The organism is Streptomyces lancefieldiae (assembly GCF_031845825.1).
Classification (GTDB): domain Bacteria; phylum Actinomycetota; class Actinomycetes; order Streptomycetales; family Streptomycetaceae; genus Streptomyces; species Streptomyces lancefieldiae.
In genome coordinates, this window is the sequence record NZ_JAVRFH010000006.1 from 93,189 (window position 1) to 108,626 (window position 15,438).

General features: G+C 74.4%; 17 protein-coding genes. 13 read left to right on the forward strand and 4 right to left on the reverse strand.

Features of this window, described 5'->3' with window-relative positions:
* Positions 1–49 precede the first annotated feature (49 nt).
* Positions 50–1,897 carry a glutamine--fructose-6-phosphate transaminase (isomerizing) gene (gene glmS, locus RM812_RS08090; protein WP_311571701.1) on the forward strand — a complete coding sequence of 616 codons (1,848 nt, stop codon included), beginning with the start codon at positions 50–52 and terminating at the stop codon, positions 1,895–1,897.
* A 3-nt stretch (positions 1,898–1,900) separates the two neighbouring features.
* Here glmS and RM812_RS08095 read toward each other — a convergent pair whose 3' ends face one another.
* The gene (locus RM812_RS08095) at positions 1,901–2,362 is read right to left on the reverse strand and encodes an ASCH domain-containing protein (protein WP_311571702.1); all 462 of its coding nucleotides are present in this window, start codon (positions 2,360–2,362) and stop codon (positions 1,901–1,903) included.
* Between the two features lie 387 nt (positions 2,363–2,749).
* On the reverse strand, positions 2,750–4,198 hold the full coding sequence (locus RM812_RS08100; protein ID WP_311571703.1) for an NAD(P)H-hydrate dehydratase: 1,449 nt from the start codon (positions 4,196–4,198) through the stop codon (positions 2,750–2,752).
* Between the two features lie 69 nt (positions 4,199–4,267).
* On the opposite strand from RM812_RS08100, the gene RM812_RS08105 reads away from it, so the two are divergent.
* Positions 4,268–4,873 carry a helix-turn-helix domain-containing protein gene (locus RM812_RS08105; protein WP_311571705.1) on the forward strand — a complete coding sequence of 202 codons (606 nt, stop codon included), beginning with the start codon at positions 4,268–4,270 and terminating at the stop codon, positions 4,871–4,873.
* A 13-nt stretch (positions 4,874–4,886) separates the two neighbouring features.
* On the opposite strand, the gene RM812_RS08110 is transcribed toward RM812_RS08105, so the two are convergent.
* The gene (locus tag RM812_RS08110) at positions 4,887–5,258 is read right to left on the reverse strand and encodes a holo-ACP synthase (RefSeq protein WP_311571706.1); all 372 of its coding nucleotides are present in this window, start codon (positions 5,256–5,258) and stop codon (positions 4,887–4,889) included.
* Positions 5,259–5,349: 91 nt separating this feature from the next.
* On the opposite strand from RM812_RS08110, the gene alr reads away from it, so the two are divergent.
* From alr to RM812_RS08130, 4 genes are all read left to right on the forward strand, one after another.
* Positions 5,350–6,516, forward strand: a complete 1,167-nt coding sequence (gene alr / locus RM812_RS08115; protein ID WP_311571707.1) for an alanine racemase — start codon at positions 5,350–5,352, stop codon at positions 6,514–6,516.
* Positions 6,517–6,670: 154 nt separating this feature from the next.
* A complete protein-coding gene (locus tag RM812_RS08120) occupies positions 6,671–7,915 on the forward strand; it encodes an alpha/beta fold hydrolase (RefSeq protein ID WP_311571708.1) in 1,245 nt (414 codons plus the stop codon).
* Complete coding sequence (tsaE, locus tag RM812_RS08125) at positions 7,884–8,414, forward strand: tRNA (adenosine(37)-N6)-threonylcarbamoyltransferase complex ATPase subunit type 1 TsaE (RefSeq protein ID WP_311571709.1); 531 nt, start codon at positions 7,884–7,886, stop codon at positions 8,412–8,414. The genes RM812_RS08120 and tsaE overlap by 32 nt, the downstream gene beginning before the upstream one ends.
* Before the next feature lie 210 nt (positions 8,415–8,624).
* Entirely contained in the window at positions 8,625–8,804 is a 180-nt protein-coding gene (locus RM812_RS08130; RefSeq protein ID WP_311571711.1) for a hypothetical protein, read from the forward strand.
* 97 nt (positions 8,805–8,901) lie between these two features.
* Here the strand turns inward: RM812_RS08130 and RM812_RS08135 are convergent, their stop codons facing one another.
* Positions 8,902–9,456, reverse strand: a complete 555-nt coding sequence (locus RM812_RS08135; RefSeq protein ID WP_311571712.1) for a hypothetical protein — start codon at positions 9,454–9,456, stop codon at positions 8,902–8,904.
* A gap of 134 nt (positions 9,457–9,590) precedes the next feature.
* Here RM812_RS08135 and tsaB point away from each other — a divergent pair, with 134 nt between their 5' ends.
* The 7 genes from tsaB (at position 9,591) to RM812_RS08170 (ending at position 15,377) form a co-directional block, all read left to right on the forward strand.
* Complete coding sequence (tsaB, locus tag RM812_RS08140) at positions 9,591–10,244, forward strand: tRNA (adenosine(37)-N6)-threonylcarbamoyltransferase complex dimerization subunit type 1 TsaB (protein ID WP_311571713.1); 654 nt, start codon at positions 9,591–9,593, stop codon at positions 10,242–10,244.
* A gap of 50 nt (positions 10,245–10,294) precedes the next feature.
* The gene (gene rimI / locus RM812_RS08145; protein WP_311571862.1) at positions 10,295–10,858 is read left to right on the forward strand and encodes a ribosomal protein S18-alanine N-acetyltransferase; all 564 of its coding nucleotides are present in this window, start codon (positions 10,295–10,297) and stop codon (positions 10,856–10,858) included.
* Entirely contained in the window at positions 10,851–11,975 is a 1,125-nt protein-coding gene (gene tsaD / locus RM812_RS08150; RefSeq protein ID WP_311571714.1) for a tRNA (adenosine(37)-N6)-threonylcarbamoyltransferase complex transferase subunit TsaD, read from the forward strand. Before rimI ends, tsaD begins: the two co-directional genes overlap by 8 nt.
* On the forward strand, positions 11,972–12,259 hold the full coding sequence (locus RM812_RS08155) for a hypothetical protein (protein ID WP_311571715.1): 288 nt from the start codon (positions 11,972–11,974) through the stop codon (positions 12,257–12,259). Before tsaD ends, RM812_RS08155 begins: the two co-directional genes overlap by 4 nt.
* Before the next feature lie 172 nt (positions 12,260–12,431).
* Positions 12,432–13,484, forward strand: coding sequence for a LacI family DNA-binding transcriptional regulator (locus RM812_RS08160; protein ID WP_311571716.1), 1,053 nt, complete (start codon positions 12,432–12,434; stop codon positions 13,482–13,484).
* 187 nt (positions 13,485–13,671) lie between these two features.
* Positions 13,672–14,028: a YciI family protein gene (locus RM812_RS08165; RefSeq protein ID WP_311571717.1), complete on the forward strand. Its 357-nt coding sequence runs from the start codon at positions 13,672–13,674 to the stop codon at positions 14,026–14,028.
* 44 nt (positions 14,029–14,072) lie between these two features.
* Entirely contained in the window at positions 14,073–15,377 is a 1,305-nt protein-coding gene (locus RM812_RS08170; RefSeq protein WP_394816430.1) for an RNA polymerase sigma factor, read from the forward strand.
* Positions 15,378–15,438 lie beyond the last annotated feature (61 nt).

Below are 15,438 nucleotides of genomic sequence, written 5' to 3' on the forward strand. Positions count from 1 at the left end.
GGCACGACAAGGCCGGTTCGAGATCGAATCTGATCGTAGGCTGCCGGTCATGTGCGGAATCGTGGGATACGTGGGGTCTCAGTCGGCGCTCGACGTCGTGATGGCCGGGCTGAAGCGACTCGAGTACCGGGGCTACGACTCGGCGGGCGTGGCCGTGCTCGCGGACGGCGGCCTCGCCAACGCCAAGCGCGCCGGAAAGCTGGTCAACCTCGACAAGGAACTGGCCGAACGGCCACTGCCGGCCGCCGTGACCGGCATCGGCCACACCCGCTGGGCCACGCACGGCGGACCCACCGACGCCAACGCCCACCCGCACCTCGACAACGCCGGCCGGGTGGCCGTGGTGCACAACGGCATCATCGAGAACTTCGCGCAGCTGCGGGCCGAACTGGCGGAGCGCGGCCACGAGCTGGCCTCCGAGACCGACACCGAGGTCGTCGCCCACCTGCTCGCCGAGGAGTTCTCCGCCTGTGCCGACCTCGCCGAGGCGATGCGGCTGGTGTGCCGGCGGCTGGAGGGCGCGTTCACGCTGGTCGCGGTGCACGCGGACGCGCCGGACGTGGTCGTGGGGGCGCGCCGCAACTCGCCGCTCGTGGTGGGCGTGGGGGAGGGCGAGTCCTTCCTCGCGTCCGACGTCGCCGCGTTCATCGCCCACACCCGGGACGCCATCGAACTCGGCCAGGACCAGGTGGTGGAGCTGCGCCGGGACGGCGTGACGGTCACCGGCTTCGACGGCAGCCCGGCCGACGTCCGCTCCTACCACGTCGACTGGGACGCCTCCGCCGCCGAGAAGGGCGGCTACGACTACTTCATGCTCAAGGAGATCGCCGAGCAGCCGAAGGCGGTCGCCGACACGCTGCTCGGCCGCATCGACGGCTCCGGCACGCTGAGCCTGGACGAGGTGCGGATCCCCACGAGGGTGCTGCGCGAGGTCGACAAGGTCGTCATCGTCGCCTGCGGCACGGCCTTCCACGCCGGGCTGATCGCCAAGTACGCCATCGAGCACTGGACGCGGATCCCCTGCGAGGTGGAGCTGGCCAGCGAGTTCCGCTACCGCGACCCGATCCTCGACCAGCGGACCCTGGTCGTCGCCATCTCCCAGTCCGGCGAGACCATGGACACCCTCATGGCCCTGCGCCACGCCCGCGAGCAGGGCGCCAAGGTGCTGGCCATCTGCAACACCAACGGCTCGACCATCCCGCGCGAGTCCGACGCGGTGCTCTACACGCACGCGGGACCCGAGGTCGCCGTCGCCTCCACCAAGGCCTTCCTGACGCAGCTGGTGGCCTGCTACCTGGTCGCCCTGTACCTGGGGCAGGTGCGCGGCACGAAGTACGGCGACGAGATCCGCGACGTCGTCCGCGACCTCTCGCGCATCGCCGGGGCGGTCGAACAGGTCCTGGGGACCATGGAGCCGGTACGGGAACTCGCGCGCTCGCTGGCCCACAAGAACACGGTGCTCTTCCTGGGCCGGCACGTCGGGTACCCGGTCGCACTCGAAGGCGCGCTGAAGCTCAAGGAGCTGGCGTACATGCACGCCGAGGGGTTCGCGGCGGGCGAGCTGAAGCACGGGCCGATCGCGCTGATCGAGGAGGACCTGCCGGTCGTCGTGGTCGTCCCGTCCCCGCGCGGGCGCTCCGTGCTCCACGACAAGATCGTGTCCAACATCCAGGAGATCCGGGCCAGGGGCGCCCGCACCATCGTCATCGCCGAGGAGGGCGACGAGGCGGTCGTCCCCTACGCCGACCACCTCGTCCGCATCCCGGCCACCCCGACGCTGCTCCAGCCGCTGGTGGCGACGGTGCCGTTGCAGGTCTTCGCGTGCGAACTGGCGACGGCACGGGGGAACGAGGTGGACCAGCCGCGGAACCTGGCGAAGTCGGTGACGGTGGAGTAGTCCTCAGCGGGCGGCGTCGTGGACCACGGTGACCAGGCGGAAGCGTTGCAGGACCGCCGGCGTCGCGTCGTCCACGGTGAACGCCGGGTCGGCCAGGGCCGCGCGCATGTCCTCGCTGTGCCAGAACCGCTCGTGGCCCGCCCGCCATTCGGCCACGCTGGTGTACCCCTCGCCCTCGTCCACCGCGTGGGCGAGGTCCACCCGGGCGAGCGGGACGACGCGCACCTCGGTCACCTCGATGACGGCGACCGGACGGTCCCGCGAGTCCACGACCACTTCGCGGCTCCCCGCCTTCGGCAGCGGCTCGCCCTCGTGCTCGTAGTCGACGACGAGCCCGGTCGTGGAGGTCTTCGAGCCGTCGAGGACCGCCGCGACGAGCTGGTCGCGCAGGGGCCCGGGGAAGGCGAACTCGGCCCTGGGGAGCGAGTCGAGGTCCGTGGGGACCGGGGTCGTGTCGGGGGTCACCCGGTCACCCTACTGACGCGGCCGTGTCCCCGCTCCCGTCACCGTCACCGACGCGTGCTACCCGATCCCCAGCTCGATCCCCCGCTCAGTCCCCGCCGCTCGTCCCGCCATGCCCGCGGAATCGCCTCCGCGGCGTCGTGCGCCTCTGTCGGCGCCCCCGCCGGGAGCCGCCCCGCCAGTCCCCGCTCAGTCCCCGCCGCTCGTCCCGCCATGCCCGCGGAATCGCCTCCGCGGCGTCGTGCGCCTCTGTCGGCGCCCCCGCCGGGAGCCGCCCCGCCAGCGCCTGCTCAGTCCCCGCGCACGTCCCGCCATGCCCGCGGAATCGCCTCCGCGGCGTCGTGCGCCTCTGTCGGCGCCCCCGCCGGGAGCCGCCCCGCCAGCGCCTGCTCAGTCCCCGCGCACGTCCCGCCATGCCCGCGGAATCGCCCCCGCCACGTCGTGCGCCCCCGTCGGCGCCCCCTTTGCCGCGAGCCGCCCCGCCAGCCCGTGCACATAGGCCCCCACGCTCCCCGCGTCCACCGCCGAGAGCCCCGCCGCCAGCAGCGATCCCGCCAGCCCCGACAGCACGTCCCCGCTCCCCGCGGTGGCGAGCCACGACGTGCCCGTCGCGTTGACCCGCACCGGGCCTCCCTCAGCTCCGGCCACCACCGTCGTCGACCCCTTCAGCAGCACCGTCGCCCCGTACCGCCCGGCAAGCTCCCGCACCGAGGCCAGCCGCGCACCCTCGACCTCCTCCCGGGCCACCCCCAGCAGCGCCGCCGCCTCCCCGGCATGCGGCGTCATCAGGGTCGGCGCCGTACGCGCCCGCACCGCACCCGCGTCCGCCAACCGCAGCCCGTCCGCGTCGATCAGCACCGGCACCTGAGCCGCCAGCACCTGAGCCACGGTCCCGGCGTCGTCCCCGGCCCCCGGTCCGACGACCCATGCCTGCACCCGTCCCGCCCGCTTCGGTCCCTGGTCGGACACGAGCGTCTCCGGGTAGCGGGTGATCACCGCGTCCCCCGCCGGACCGACGTACCGCACCGCACCGGCCCCGCCCCGCAGCGCCCCGGCGACGGCGAGCACCGCCGCGCCCGGATAACGCGCCGACCCGGCGGCGATGCCCACGACCCCCCGCCGGTACTTGTCGCTCTCGACCCCCGGCACCGGCAGCAGTCGCGCCACGTCCGCGTGCTGCAACGCCTCCAGCTCGGCCGCGTCGTTCGGCAGTGACAGCCCGATGTCCACCAGCCGCACCGACCCGGCGTACTCCCGCGCCGGATCGATCAGCAGCCCCGGCTTGTGCGCCCCGAACGTCACCGTCAGGTCGGCCCGGACCGCGGCCCCCCGCACCTGCCCGGTGTCCGCGTCGACCCCGCTCGGCAGGTCGACGGCGACGACGGCGGCCCGTGACCGCGCCGCCGCGTCCGCGAGCGGGACCGCCTCCTGACGCAGCCCGCCCCGGCCGCCGATCCCGACGATGCCGTCGACGACCAGATCGGCCCGCGCGATCAGCTCCTCGGCGGAGCCGGTCCCCGCGACCCGCCCGCCCGCCCGGCGCAACGCCGCCAGCCCCGCACCGTGGGCGCGCCCGGACGAGAGCGGTACGGCCGTCACGCCCGCGCCCCGCCGGGCGAGCCGCGCCCCGGCGTACAGGGCGTCGCCGCCGTTGTCCCCGCTCCCGACCAGCAGCACGACCCGGCTGCCGTACACCCGTCCGGCCACCCGCCCGAGCACCTCGGCGCAGGCGGCGGCGAGCCCGGCGGCGGCCCGTTGCATCAACGCCCCCTCCGGCAGCCGTGCCATCAGTTCCCGTTCGGCGTTCCTGACCGTCTCCACGCTGTACGCAGTCCGCATGCCGTCGAGTCTTCCCCGTGGGCCGCGCAGGTTCACGCACCCCCACGTGAGGTGAGGGACAGTTGTCCCATGGGCGAGGACGAGACGGCACAGGTGATGACCTCACTGGGGGCGCGCCTGCGCGCCATCCGGCAGGCCCGCGGCCTCACGCTGGCCCAGCTCAACGCCGCCACCGGCATCTCCGTGAGCACCCTGTCCCGGCTGGAGTCGGGGCAGCGGGAGCCGGGGCTGCGGCACCTGCTGCCGCTGGCCCGGGCGCACCGCCTGCCGCTGGACGAACTGGTCGGCTCCCGGACCGGTGACCCCCGCGTCCACCCGCGCCCGTTCACCCGGCACGGCCAGACCTGGATCCCCCTCACCCGCAACCCGAACGACGGGCTGCACGCCTACAAACAGATCCTGCCCGCCCCGGCGGTCGCCCGGACCGAATGGACCCCGCGACCGGAACAGGGATCCCACGAGGGCCACGAGTGGATCTACGTGCTCTCCGGCCGCCTGCTCCTCGCCCTGGGCGACCACGACCTGGTCCTGGCGGCCGGTGAGACGGCGGAGTTCGACACCCGCGTCCCGCACGGCATCGCCAACGCGGGGGACCGGCCCGTCGAGTGGATCGCCCTGTACGGGGCACAGGGGGAGCGCATGCACATCCGGGTCCGGCCGACGGGGGACGACTGACCGCCGGGCGGCCCTACCCCTCCGCGATCACCACCGCCGACGCCACCCCCGCGTCATGGCTCAGCGACACGTGCCAGGACGCCACCCCCAGCTCCGCCGCCCGCGCCGCCACCGTCCCCGTCACCCGCAGCCGTGGCCGCCCGCTGTCCTCGACGTACACCTCGGCGTCCGTCCACAGCAGCCCGGCCGGCGCGCCGAGCGCCTTGGCCAGCGCCTCCTTCGCCGCGAAGCGGGCGGCGAGCGAGGCGACGCCCCGGCGCTCACCGCTCGGCAGCAGCAACTCGCTCTCCAGGAAGAGCCGCCGCGCCATGGCGGGCGTGCGTTCCAGCGACGCCGCGAACCGCTCGATCTCGGCCACGTCGATCCCGACCCCGATGATGCTCATGCCGGGCACCCTAACCACTGTCGACCGGTGCCGAGCGGGTGAAGTCCGGACACGCGGCACAGGCCGGGGGCTCTGAGAGACTGTGGGCACGATGAGTGAGACAGCTGCTCGGCGGGCCGCGATCCTGCGGGCCCGTGCCGAGATCGATCTTGCCGCCCTGCGGGCCAACGTCCGCGCACTGCGCGAACGGGCTCCCGGGGCGGCTCTCATGGCCGTGGTCAAGGCCGACGCCTACGGCCACGGCGCGATCCCGTGTGCCCGCGCGGCCGTCGAGGCGGGCGCGACCTGGCTGGGCACCGCCACGCCGCAGGAGGCCCTCGCGCTGCGCGCGGAGGCGGGGCTCCCCGACGACGTGCGGATCATGTGCTGGCTGTGGACGCCGGGCGGACCCTGGCGCGAGGCGATCGAGGCCGGCCTCGACGTGTCCGTCAGCGGCATGTGGGCCCTGGCGGAGGTCACCGAGGCGGCCCGGCGCGCCGGGCTCCCCGCCCGCGTGCAGCTCAAGGCCGACACGGGCCTCGGCCGGAGCGGCTGCCAGCCGGGCGAGGACTGGGCCGAGCTCGTGCGGGAAGCCCTGCGGGCCGAGGCCGAGGGGATCCTCCGCGTCACCGGGCTCTGGTCGCACTTCGCCCGCGCGGACGAGCCCGGACATCCCTCCATCGCCGCCCAGCTCACCCGCTTCCGGGAGATGACGGCCTACGCCGAGCAGCAGGGCGTGCGCCCCGAGGTGCGGCACATCGCCAACTCGCCGGCCACGCTCACCCTCCCCGAGGCCCACTTCGACCTCGTGCGGCCCGGCATCGCGACGTACGGCGTCTCGCCCAGCCCGGAGGTCGGCACCTCCGCCGACTTCGGACTGCGCCCCGTGATGACGCTGTCCGCCTCGCTGGCCCTGGTCAAGCAGGTCCCCGGCGGCCACGGCGTCAGCTACGGGCACCAGTACACCACCCCCGGCGAGACCACCCTCGGCCTCGTCCCCCTCGGCTACGCGGACGGCATCCCGCGCCACGCCTCCTCCACCGGCCCCGTTCTGGTCGACGGCAAGTGGCGCACGGTGGCGGGGCGGATCGCGATGGACCAGTTCGTCGTCGACCTGGGCGGGGACCGGCCGGAGCCGGGCGCCGAGGCGGTGCTGTTCGGGCCCGGCGACCGCGGCGAGCCCACCGCCGAGGACTGGGCGCAGGCCGCGGGCACCATCGCGTACGAGATCGTCACCCGGATCGGACCACGCGTCCCGCGCGTCTACGTCAACGAGTGATGGCCCCTCCACGGGGTGACGCGTTCGTCCACGGGGTGACGTGTCCCCGCGCGGTGCTACGCGTCCGTCCACGGCGTGACGCGCGCGGCGCGCGTTCAGGTGAACCAGCGATCAGCGGGTATCCGCACAGCGGCCCGGCGAAGAGGAGCGGTACGTGAGCGAGAGCAATGCGGAGGCCGTCGCGGCGGCCGTCGCCTCCGCCACGGATGCGGCCGCCGGCGGCTGGCGCCGCGCGACCGGCATCGCCGGCGTCGCGATAGGCGTGGTCGCGGCGGGCGCGGCGGTCGGCGTGGCGGTGGAGCGGCTCACCGTCGGCCGGGGGATACGCCAGCGGGCACGGCTCGCCCTCGACTCGGCGGGACCGTACGGCGGACTGCGCGGCACCCCGGGCAAGGCGTACGCCGACGACGGCACCGAGCTGTACTACGAGGTCGACGACGTCGATCCGGAGGCGGAGTCCGCGCTCACCCGGCGCCGCCGGCGGCTGTTCGGCCGCAGGGCACCCGCCCCCGTCACGGTCGTCTTCAGCCACGGCTACTGCCTCAACCAGGACTCCTGGCACTTCCAGCGGGCGGCCCTCAGGGGCGTCGTACGCACCGTGCACTGGGACCAGCGCAGCCACGGCCGGTCCGGGCGGGGCGTGGCCCAGGTGCGGGACGACCGGCCGGTCACCATCGACGACCTGGGCCGCGATCTGAAGGCGGTCGTCGACGCGGCCGTGCCCGAGGGCCCGATCGTGCTGGTCGGGCACTCCATGGGCGGGATGACGGTGATGGCCCTGGCGGACGCCTTCCCCGACCTGATCCGCGAGCGCGTCGTCGGCGTGGCCCTCGTCGGCACGTCGTCCGGGCGGCTCGGCGAGGTCAACTTCGGACTGCCCGTGGCCGGTGTCAACGCGGTCCGGCGGGTGCTCCCGGGGGTGCTGAAGGCGCTGGGGCAGCGGGCCGAGCTGGTGGAGAAGGGCCGGCGGGCGACGGCGGACCTGTTCGCCGGGATCATCAAGCGGTACTCGTTCGCGACCCGCGACGTCGACCCGGCCGTGGCCCGGTTCGCCGAGCGGATGATCGAGTCGACGCCGATCGACGTGGTCGCCGAGTACTACCCGGCCTTCAACGACCACGACAAGACCGAGGCCCTCGCCCACTTCGCCGACCTGCCGGTACTGGTGCTGGCCGGTGTCCGGGACCTGGTCACTCCCAGCGAGCACAGCGAGGCGATCGCCGACCTGCTGCCGGGCGCCGAGTTGGTGCTGGTGCCGGACGCCGGGCACCTGGTCATGCTGGAGCACCCGGAAGTCGTCACCGACCGCCTCGCCGACCTGCTCGCCCGCGCGGGAGCCGTACCGGCAGCCGCTACCGTTGAGGGCTATGGAAGCAGCAGCACCGCAGAGCCCGGCTGAGCCCTCCGGGCCCGCCCTCGACGTCGAGATCACCGTCACCTCCCCGGAGCAGATGCGGGAGCTGGGCCGCAGGCTCGCCGAAGTGCTGCGCGCCGGTGACCTGCTGATGCTCAGCGGGGAGCTGGGCGCGGGCAAGACGACGCTGACCCGGGGGCTCGGCGAGGGCATGGGCGTGCGCGGCGCCGTCACCTCCCCGACCTTCGTGATCGCCCGCGTGCACCCCTCGCTCGGCGACGGTCCGCCGCTCGTCCACGTCGACGCCTACCGGCTGTCCGGCGGACTGGACGAGATGGAGGACCTCGACCTCGACGTCTCCCTGTCCGACTCGGTGATCGTCGTCGAGTGGGGCGAGGGCAAGGTCGAGGAGCTGACCGAGGACCGGCTGCAGCTCCGGATCCACCGGTCCGTGGGCGACACCACCGACGAGGTCCGGCACGTGACGCTGACGGGCGTCGGCGAGCGCTGGGCCACGGCCGACCTCGGCGTGCTCGCCGTCTGAGCCGTCCAGGCCGTCCAGACGGTCCAGGCCGTCCACGCCGTCCAGACGGTCCAGGCAGTCCTGGGGGCCGGCCGTTCAGACCGGTCCGGGTGCGTTCCGACAGAGTGTCGGCAAGATATTGCGTTCGGGGTCCCGCGCGTGGTCACATGGTATCCAGCTCGTAGTTAGGCTTGCCTAACTACCCCCGCCCCCGACCTTCAGGAGGCGTCCATGTCGGAGACCGAGCGCCAGCCGCAGGCCCGTCCGCGGCCCCAGTCGCCCGCCCTCGCCGGGGTGTCCATGCACGACCTGCTCGCGTCCTGCGCCGCCGCGGCGGCGATCTCCACCCCACCGCCCGCGCCCGAGCCGGAGGCGTGCCGGCCCGTCCGGCAGCACCGCGAGGCCGCCTGACGCGGACGGCCGGAGTCCGGGCCGCCGGGGCTTGGACGGCCGGGACCCGTGCGGCGGGACCCGTGCGGCGGGACCCGTGCGGCGGGACCCGTGCGGCTCAGGGGACGACGACGACCTGCTGTCCGATCGTCGCGAACCGCCACATCGCGTCGCCGTCCGCGCGCGTCTCCCGGATGCCACCGGTGCGCTCCTCCGGGTCCGGCCTCGCCGTCGAGCCGTCCACCGCCGCGCTGAACCCGATCACCACGCCCCCGACGTCGGCGAAGCGCACGACGTGCTCGACCGGGACCCCGTCGGACCCGGTGACCCGGCTCGAACGGGACGTGACCCGGTACGTGCCCGGCAGCGGATCGACCGCACTGGGCGTGACCTCGAACGTGTGCCGGACCCCGTTGTCGGCCCCGACCAGCCAGACCCGGTCGTCGTCCAGCGAGTACACCACCCGTTCGCCCTTGCCCGACCGCGCGGGCAGGGCGTCGGGGTGCAGCCGGTCGCGGGGCGCCTTGGAGACGCCGGCGGCGGCCGCGTCGCTCATGTGGGTCCTGCCGAGGCCGGGCGGGACGGTGACCGACGCCTGGTGGGCGAGGGCGCCGATCGTCACGAGGGCCGCCGTGGTGAGGCCGGCGACGAAACCGGCGCTGCTGCTTGCCACTGGGACCACCTCGGCGTCGTACGTCCTGCGCTTGCGTCGTTCCCCGCCCGTCCTGCCCTCCGGCGACGGTAGCAGCAGGTGACCGCCCGACCCGGTCGTCCGACACGGGCCTCGCGGCGCCGTAGGCTGTTTGCGTGCTCTTGCTCGCTCTGGATACCGCCACGCCCGCCGTCACCGTCGCGCTGCACGACGGTACGCACGTCATCGCCTCGTCGAGCCAGGTCGACGCACGCCGGCACGGTGAGCTGCTGCTGCCCGCCGTCGACCGGGTGCTCGCCGAGGCCGGGCTCAAGCTCGACGCCGTCACCGGCGTCGTCGCCGGCATCGGCCCCGGCCCGTACACGGGGCTGCGCGTCGGCCTGATGACCGCGGAGACGTTCGGGCTCGCGCTCGGCGTGCCCGTGCACGGTGTGTGCACGCTGGACGGCCTGGCGTACGCCGCCGACCTGGAGGGCCCCTTCGTGGTGGCGACCGACGCCCGCCGCAAGGAGGTCTACTGGGCGCGGTACGCCGACTCCCGCACCCGCCTCACCGACCCGGCGGTCGACCGTCCCGCCGACATCGCCGACCGGGTGGCGGGCCTGCCGGCCGTCGGCGCCGGCGCGCTGCTGTACCCGGACACCTTCCCCCGGGCCCACGAGCCCGAGCACGTGTCCGCCTCCGCCCTCGCGTGCCTGGCCGCCGAGAAGCTGGCGGCGGGCGAGGAGCTGCCCGCGCCCCGGCCGCTGTACCTGCGCCGGCCCGACGCGCAGGTCCCCAAGAACTACAAGGTGGTCACCCCGAAGTGACCGAAGCGACCGAACCCGTGACCTCGCCCGTGCGCGCCGAGCTGCGCGAGATGCGCTGGTGGGACATCGACCCCGTGCTCCGGATGGAGCGGGAGCTGTTCCCGGAGGACGCCTGGTCGCGCGGGATGTTCTGGTCCGAGCTGGCCCACGCGCGCGGACCCGGGGCGACCCGGAGATACGTCGTCGCCGAGGTCCCCGCCGCGGACGGTGCGCACGGGGAGACCGCGGAGGAAGGGGACGGCGGTGAGGGCGGGCGGGACGGCGCCCGGATCGTCGGCTACGCGGGCCTCGTCGCCTCCGGCGACCAGGCCGACGTGCAGACCATCGCCGTCGCCCGCGACCACTGGGGCACCGGGCTCGGCGGGCGGCTGCTGGCCGAGCTGCTGCGGGCGGCGACCGCCTTCGAGTGCGCCGAAGTGATGCTGGAGTGCCGGGTGGACAACACCCGCGCCCAGCGGCTGTACGAGCGCTTCGGCTTCGAGCCCATCGGTTTCCGGCGCGGCTACTACCAGCCGGGCAACGTGGATGCCCTGGTGATGCGACTGACCACAGCGACCGGCGGCGGCCCCGCCGCGGACGCCGACTCCGTACAAGGAACCGACAACCATGGCTGACTCACGCGACGAACCTCTCGTACTGGGGATCGAGACCTCCTGCGACGAGACCGGCGTCGGTGTCGTCCGCGGCACCACCCTGCTGGCCGACGCCGTCGCGTCCAGCGTCGACGAGCACGCCCGCTTCGGCGGGGTCGTGCCGGAGGTGGCGAGCCGCGCCCACCTGGAGGCGATGGTCCCCACCATCGACCGCGCCCTGAAGGAGGCGGGGGTGAGCGCGCGCGACCTCGACGGCATCGCCGTGACCGCGGGTCCGGGCCTCGCCGGTGCCCTGCTGGTCGGGGTCTCGGCGGCGAAGGCGTACGCCTACGCCCTCGGCAAGCCCCTCTACGGCGTCAACCACCTCGCCTCGCACATCTGCGTCGACCAGCTGGAGCACGGCCCGCTGCCGGAGCCGACGATGGCGCTGCTGGTCTCCGGCGGGCACTCCTCGCTGCTGCTGTCGACGGACATCACCTCCGACGTCCGCCCGATGGGCGCCACCATCGACGACGCGGCCGGCGAGGCCTTCGACAAGATCGCCCGCGTGCTGAACCTGGGCTTCCCCGGCGGCCCCGTCATCGACCGGTACGCGCGCGAGGGCGACCCGAACGCGATCGCGTTCCCGCGCGGGCTGACCGGGCCGCGCGACCCGGAGTACGACTTCTCCTTCTCCGGGCTGAAGACGGCCGTGGCCCGCTGGATCGAGGCCAAGCGGGCGGCGGGGGAGGAGGTGCCGGTGCGGGACGTGGCGGCGTCCTTCCAGGAGGCGGTCGTGGACGTGCTGACCCGCAAGGCGGTGCGGGCCTGCAAGGACCAGGGCGTCGACCACCTGATGATCGGCGGCGGTGTGGCCGCCAACTCCCGGCTGCGGGCGCTGGCCCAGGAGCGGTGCGAGTCGGCCGGCATCCGGCTGCGGGTCCCGCGGCCCAAGCTGTGCACGGACAACGGGGCGATGGTCGCCGCGCTCGGCGCCGAGATGGTCGCGCGCAACCGGGCCGCCTCCGACTGGGACCTCTCGGCGGACTCCTCCCTGCCGGTGACGGACCCGCACGTGCCGGGGACCGCCCACACGCACCACCATGACCACGATCACGACCACGTCCACGAGGTCAGCAAGGAGAACCTGTACTCGTGACCGTCGCGCTGATGTGGGAGGCGCGGGCCGTGCCCGGCCGGGGCGAGGAACTGCTGGCCTGGGCCCGTCAGCAGGTCCTCCCCGCCGAACCCCTGCGCCGCGAGACCTTCCGCGCCCCGCAGGACCGCGTCCTCGTCATCACCTGGTGGTCCGCCGCCTACGACGCCGACCTGCCGGAACTGCCCGAACCGGACGCCGGCCTGGTCGTCCGGGCGGTGCACCGGTGGCGGTTCGAGTCCGTGGACGGGGCCCCCGCGGACCCGGCTGCTCCGTCGGGGACGTGATCAGGGCGTCCGAGCGGGGAAGCTCGGCCGTCCCCGGCCCACTTCCTGGTCCTTCGTTCCGCACTCCGTCCTCGACCCGCGCGAAATGTTTCGGCGGTGTAACCGAATGCTGCGGAAGGCCGGGCCTGCCGAAGGGTTCGCCAATGTGGCCCACAGGGTTACGATCGCCGCCATGACATCCCCGCAGCCCGCAGAAACACGGACGCAAAGGCGGTCCGCGCAGACCGCGACCCTCGCCGAGATCGCGCGTGAGGCCGGTGTGTCGGCGCCGACTGTTTCGAAGGTCCTCAACGGCCGCGCCGACGTCGCCCCTGCCACCCGGGCCCGTGTGGAGGAGCTGCTGCGCGCCCACGGCTACCGGCGCAGGCGTGCCGAGGCGACCCGCTCGCCGCTGATCGACCTGGTCTTCCACGAGCTGGAGAGCGCCTGGGCGATGGAGGTCATCCGGGGCGTGGAGAACGTGGCGCGGGACACGGGGCTCAGTGTCGTGCTCTCCGAGAGCGCGGGGCGCCTCACGCCCGGCCGGACCTGGGCCGACCAGGTCGCCGCCCGCCGCCCGCACGGCGTGATCCTCGTGCTCTCCGGCCTCGACGAGTCCCAGCGGGCCCTGCTCACCAGCCGTTCCATCCCGTTCGTGGTGATGGACCCGGCCGGCGACCCGGGCGCCGACGTGCCGTCCATCGGCGCCACCAACTGGCAGGGCGGCCTCGCCGCCACCCGGCACCTCATCGACCTCGGCCACACCCGCATCGGCGCGATCAGCGGGCCCACCCGGATGATGTGCAGCCGCGCCCGCGTCGACGGCTACCGGGCCGCCCTGGAGACGGCCGGGCTGCCGGTCGACCCGGACCTGATCATGACCGGCGACTTCCACCACGAGGCCGGCTACCGGCAGGGCCTGGAACTGCTGCGCCGCCCCGACCGGCCGACCGCGGTCTTCGCCGGCAACGACCTGCAGGCGCTCGGGCTGTACGAGGCCGCGCGCGAGCTGGGGCTGCGCATCCCGCAGGACCTGAGCGTGGTCGGGTTCGACGACCTGCCGGTGGCGCGCTGGGTGGGGCCGCCGCTGACGACCGTACGGCAGCCGCTCATGGAGATGGCCGAGGCGGCGGCCCGGCTGGTCCTGGACCTCGGGCGCGACGACGGCTCCACGGTGGCGACCCGGGTCGAGCTGGCCACCAGCCTGGAGGTGCGCAGCAGTACGGGGGCGCCCGCTACGGTGTGACCGACCGGTCGCCGATCCCTGCGGAACGTTCGGGGGAAGGGACCGGGAGCGGCGGATCACCGTGCCGAGGTGATTGCTGAGGCGATTTCCGGGGATTCCGCGGCGTGTGTCGATCCACGGCTCTCCCGTTCGACGCACCGGGTGAGAGGCCGGGAGGATCCCGGCCCACCGACCCCGAGGAGCCACCATGCCCCGCTACCTGTCGCTGATCCGGATCGAGGAGAACGACGCCCCCGCCGGCGGTCCCAGCCCCGAGCTGGTGCAGCGCATGGAGAAGCTGATGGAGGAGATGACGAAGGCCGGCGTCCTGCTCGACACCGCCGGGCTGACCCCGACGTCCGAGGGCAGCAGGGTCCACTACGAGGGCGGACGGCTGTCCGTCACCGACGGGCCCTTCACCGAGACCAAGGAGGTCGTGGGCGGCTACGCGCTCCTGCAGGCGAAGGACAAGGCCGAGGCGATCGAGTGGACCAAGCGCTTCCTGAAGGTGCACGAGGAGCACTGGACGGTGACCTGCGAGGTGCGGGAGGTCATGGGGGGCTGATCCCCGTTTCGCCCCGGGCGCCGGAGGGTGTTGCATGGTGGGTTGTGGAACCACAGCCCACCGCCGCCCCGCCCGGCCCCGCCACCCCGCCCGGCACCGACGGCACCGGTGACGCCACCGAGGCCATCGAGACCGTCTTCCGCCTGGAGTCGCCCCGCGTCATCGCCGGTGTCGCCCGACTCGTCCGGGACGTCGGCATCGCCGAGGAACTCGCGCAGGACGCCCTCGTGGCGGCCCTGGAGCAGTGGCCGCGGGACGGTGTGCCCGACAACCCGGGCGCCTGGCTCATGGCCACCGCCCGGCGCCGCGCCGTCGACCTGATCCGGCGCCGGGAGAACTACGCCCGCAAGCTGGCGGAGATCGGCCGGGACCTGTCCGCCGCCGCACCGCCCGTGGAGCCCGCCGACCCGGACGACATCGACGACGACCTGCTGCGGCTGGTGTTCACCGCCTGCCACCCGGTGCTGTCCGCCGAGGCCCGCATCGCCCTGACCCTGCGTCTGCTCGGCGGTCTGACCACGACCGAGATCGCCCGCGCCTTCCTCGTCCCGGAACCGACGGTCGCGCAGCGCATCGTGCGCGCCAAACGCACGCTGGCCACGAAGAACGTCACCTTCGAGGTGCCGTACGGCCCGGACCGCGCGGCCCGCCTCGGCTCGGTCCTGGAGGTGATCTACCTGATCTTCAACGAGGGTTACGCGGCCACCGCCGGCGACGACTGGCTCCGCCCCGGGCTGTGCGAGGACGCCCTGCGCCTGGCCCGCGTGCTCGCCGCCCTGATGCCGAAGGAGCCCGAGGTCCACGGGCTGGCGGCGCTGCTGGAGTTCCAGGCCGCCCGCACCGCCGCCCGCACCGGCCCCGACGGTGCGCCGGTCCTCCTGAAGGACCAGAACCGCCGCCGCTGGAACCGCATGCTCATCGCCCGCGGCATCACCGCACTCGACCGGGCCACCGCCTCCGGCACCGGGCCCCCGGGCCCCTACACCCTCCAGGCCGCGATCGCCGCCTGCCACGCGGTCGCCCACAGGTACGAGGAGACCGACTGGCCGCGCATCGCCACGCTCTACGGGCTGCTCGCGGCCCGCGCCCCGTCCCCGGTCGTCGAACTCAACCGCGCGGTCGCCGTGTCGATGGCCGAGGGCCCGGCCCCGGCACTCGCCCTCGTCGACGCCCTCGCCGCCGAACCCGCCCTGCGCGACTACCACCTGCTCCCCAGCGTCCGCGGCGACCTGCTGCTGCGCCTGGGCCGTACGGCCCAGGCGCGGACGGAGTTCGAGCGCGCGGCGTCGCTGGTGCGCAACGCACGCGAGCGCGAGCTGCTGACACGCCGGGCGAGGGAGTGCGGTTGAGTCACCCGGAGCCGAGGCGCCCCGCATCCGGCCTGGCAGGTCGCAGGCGTGCGGTTCCAGG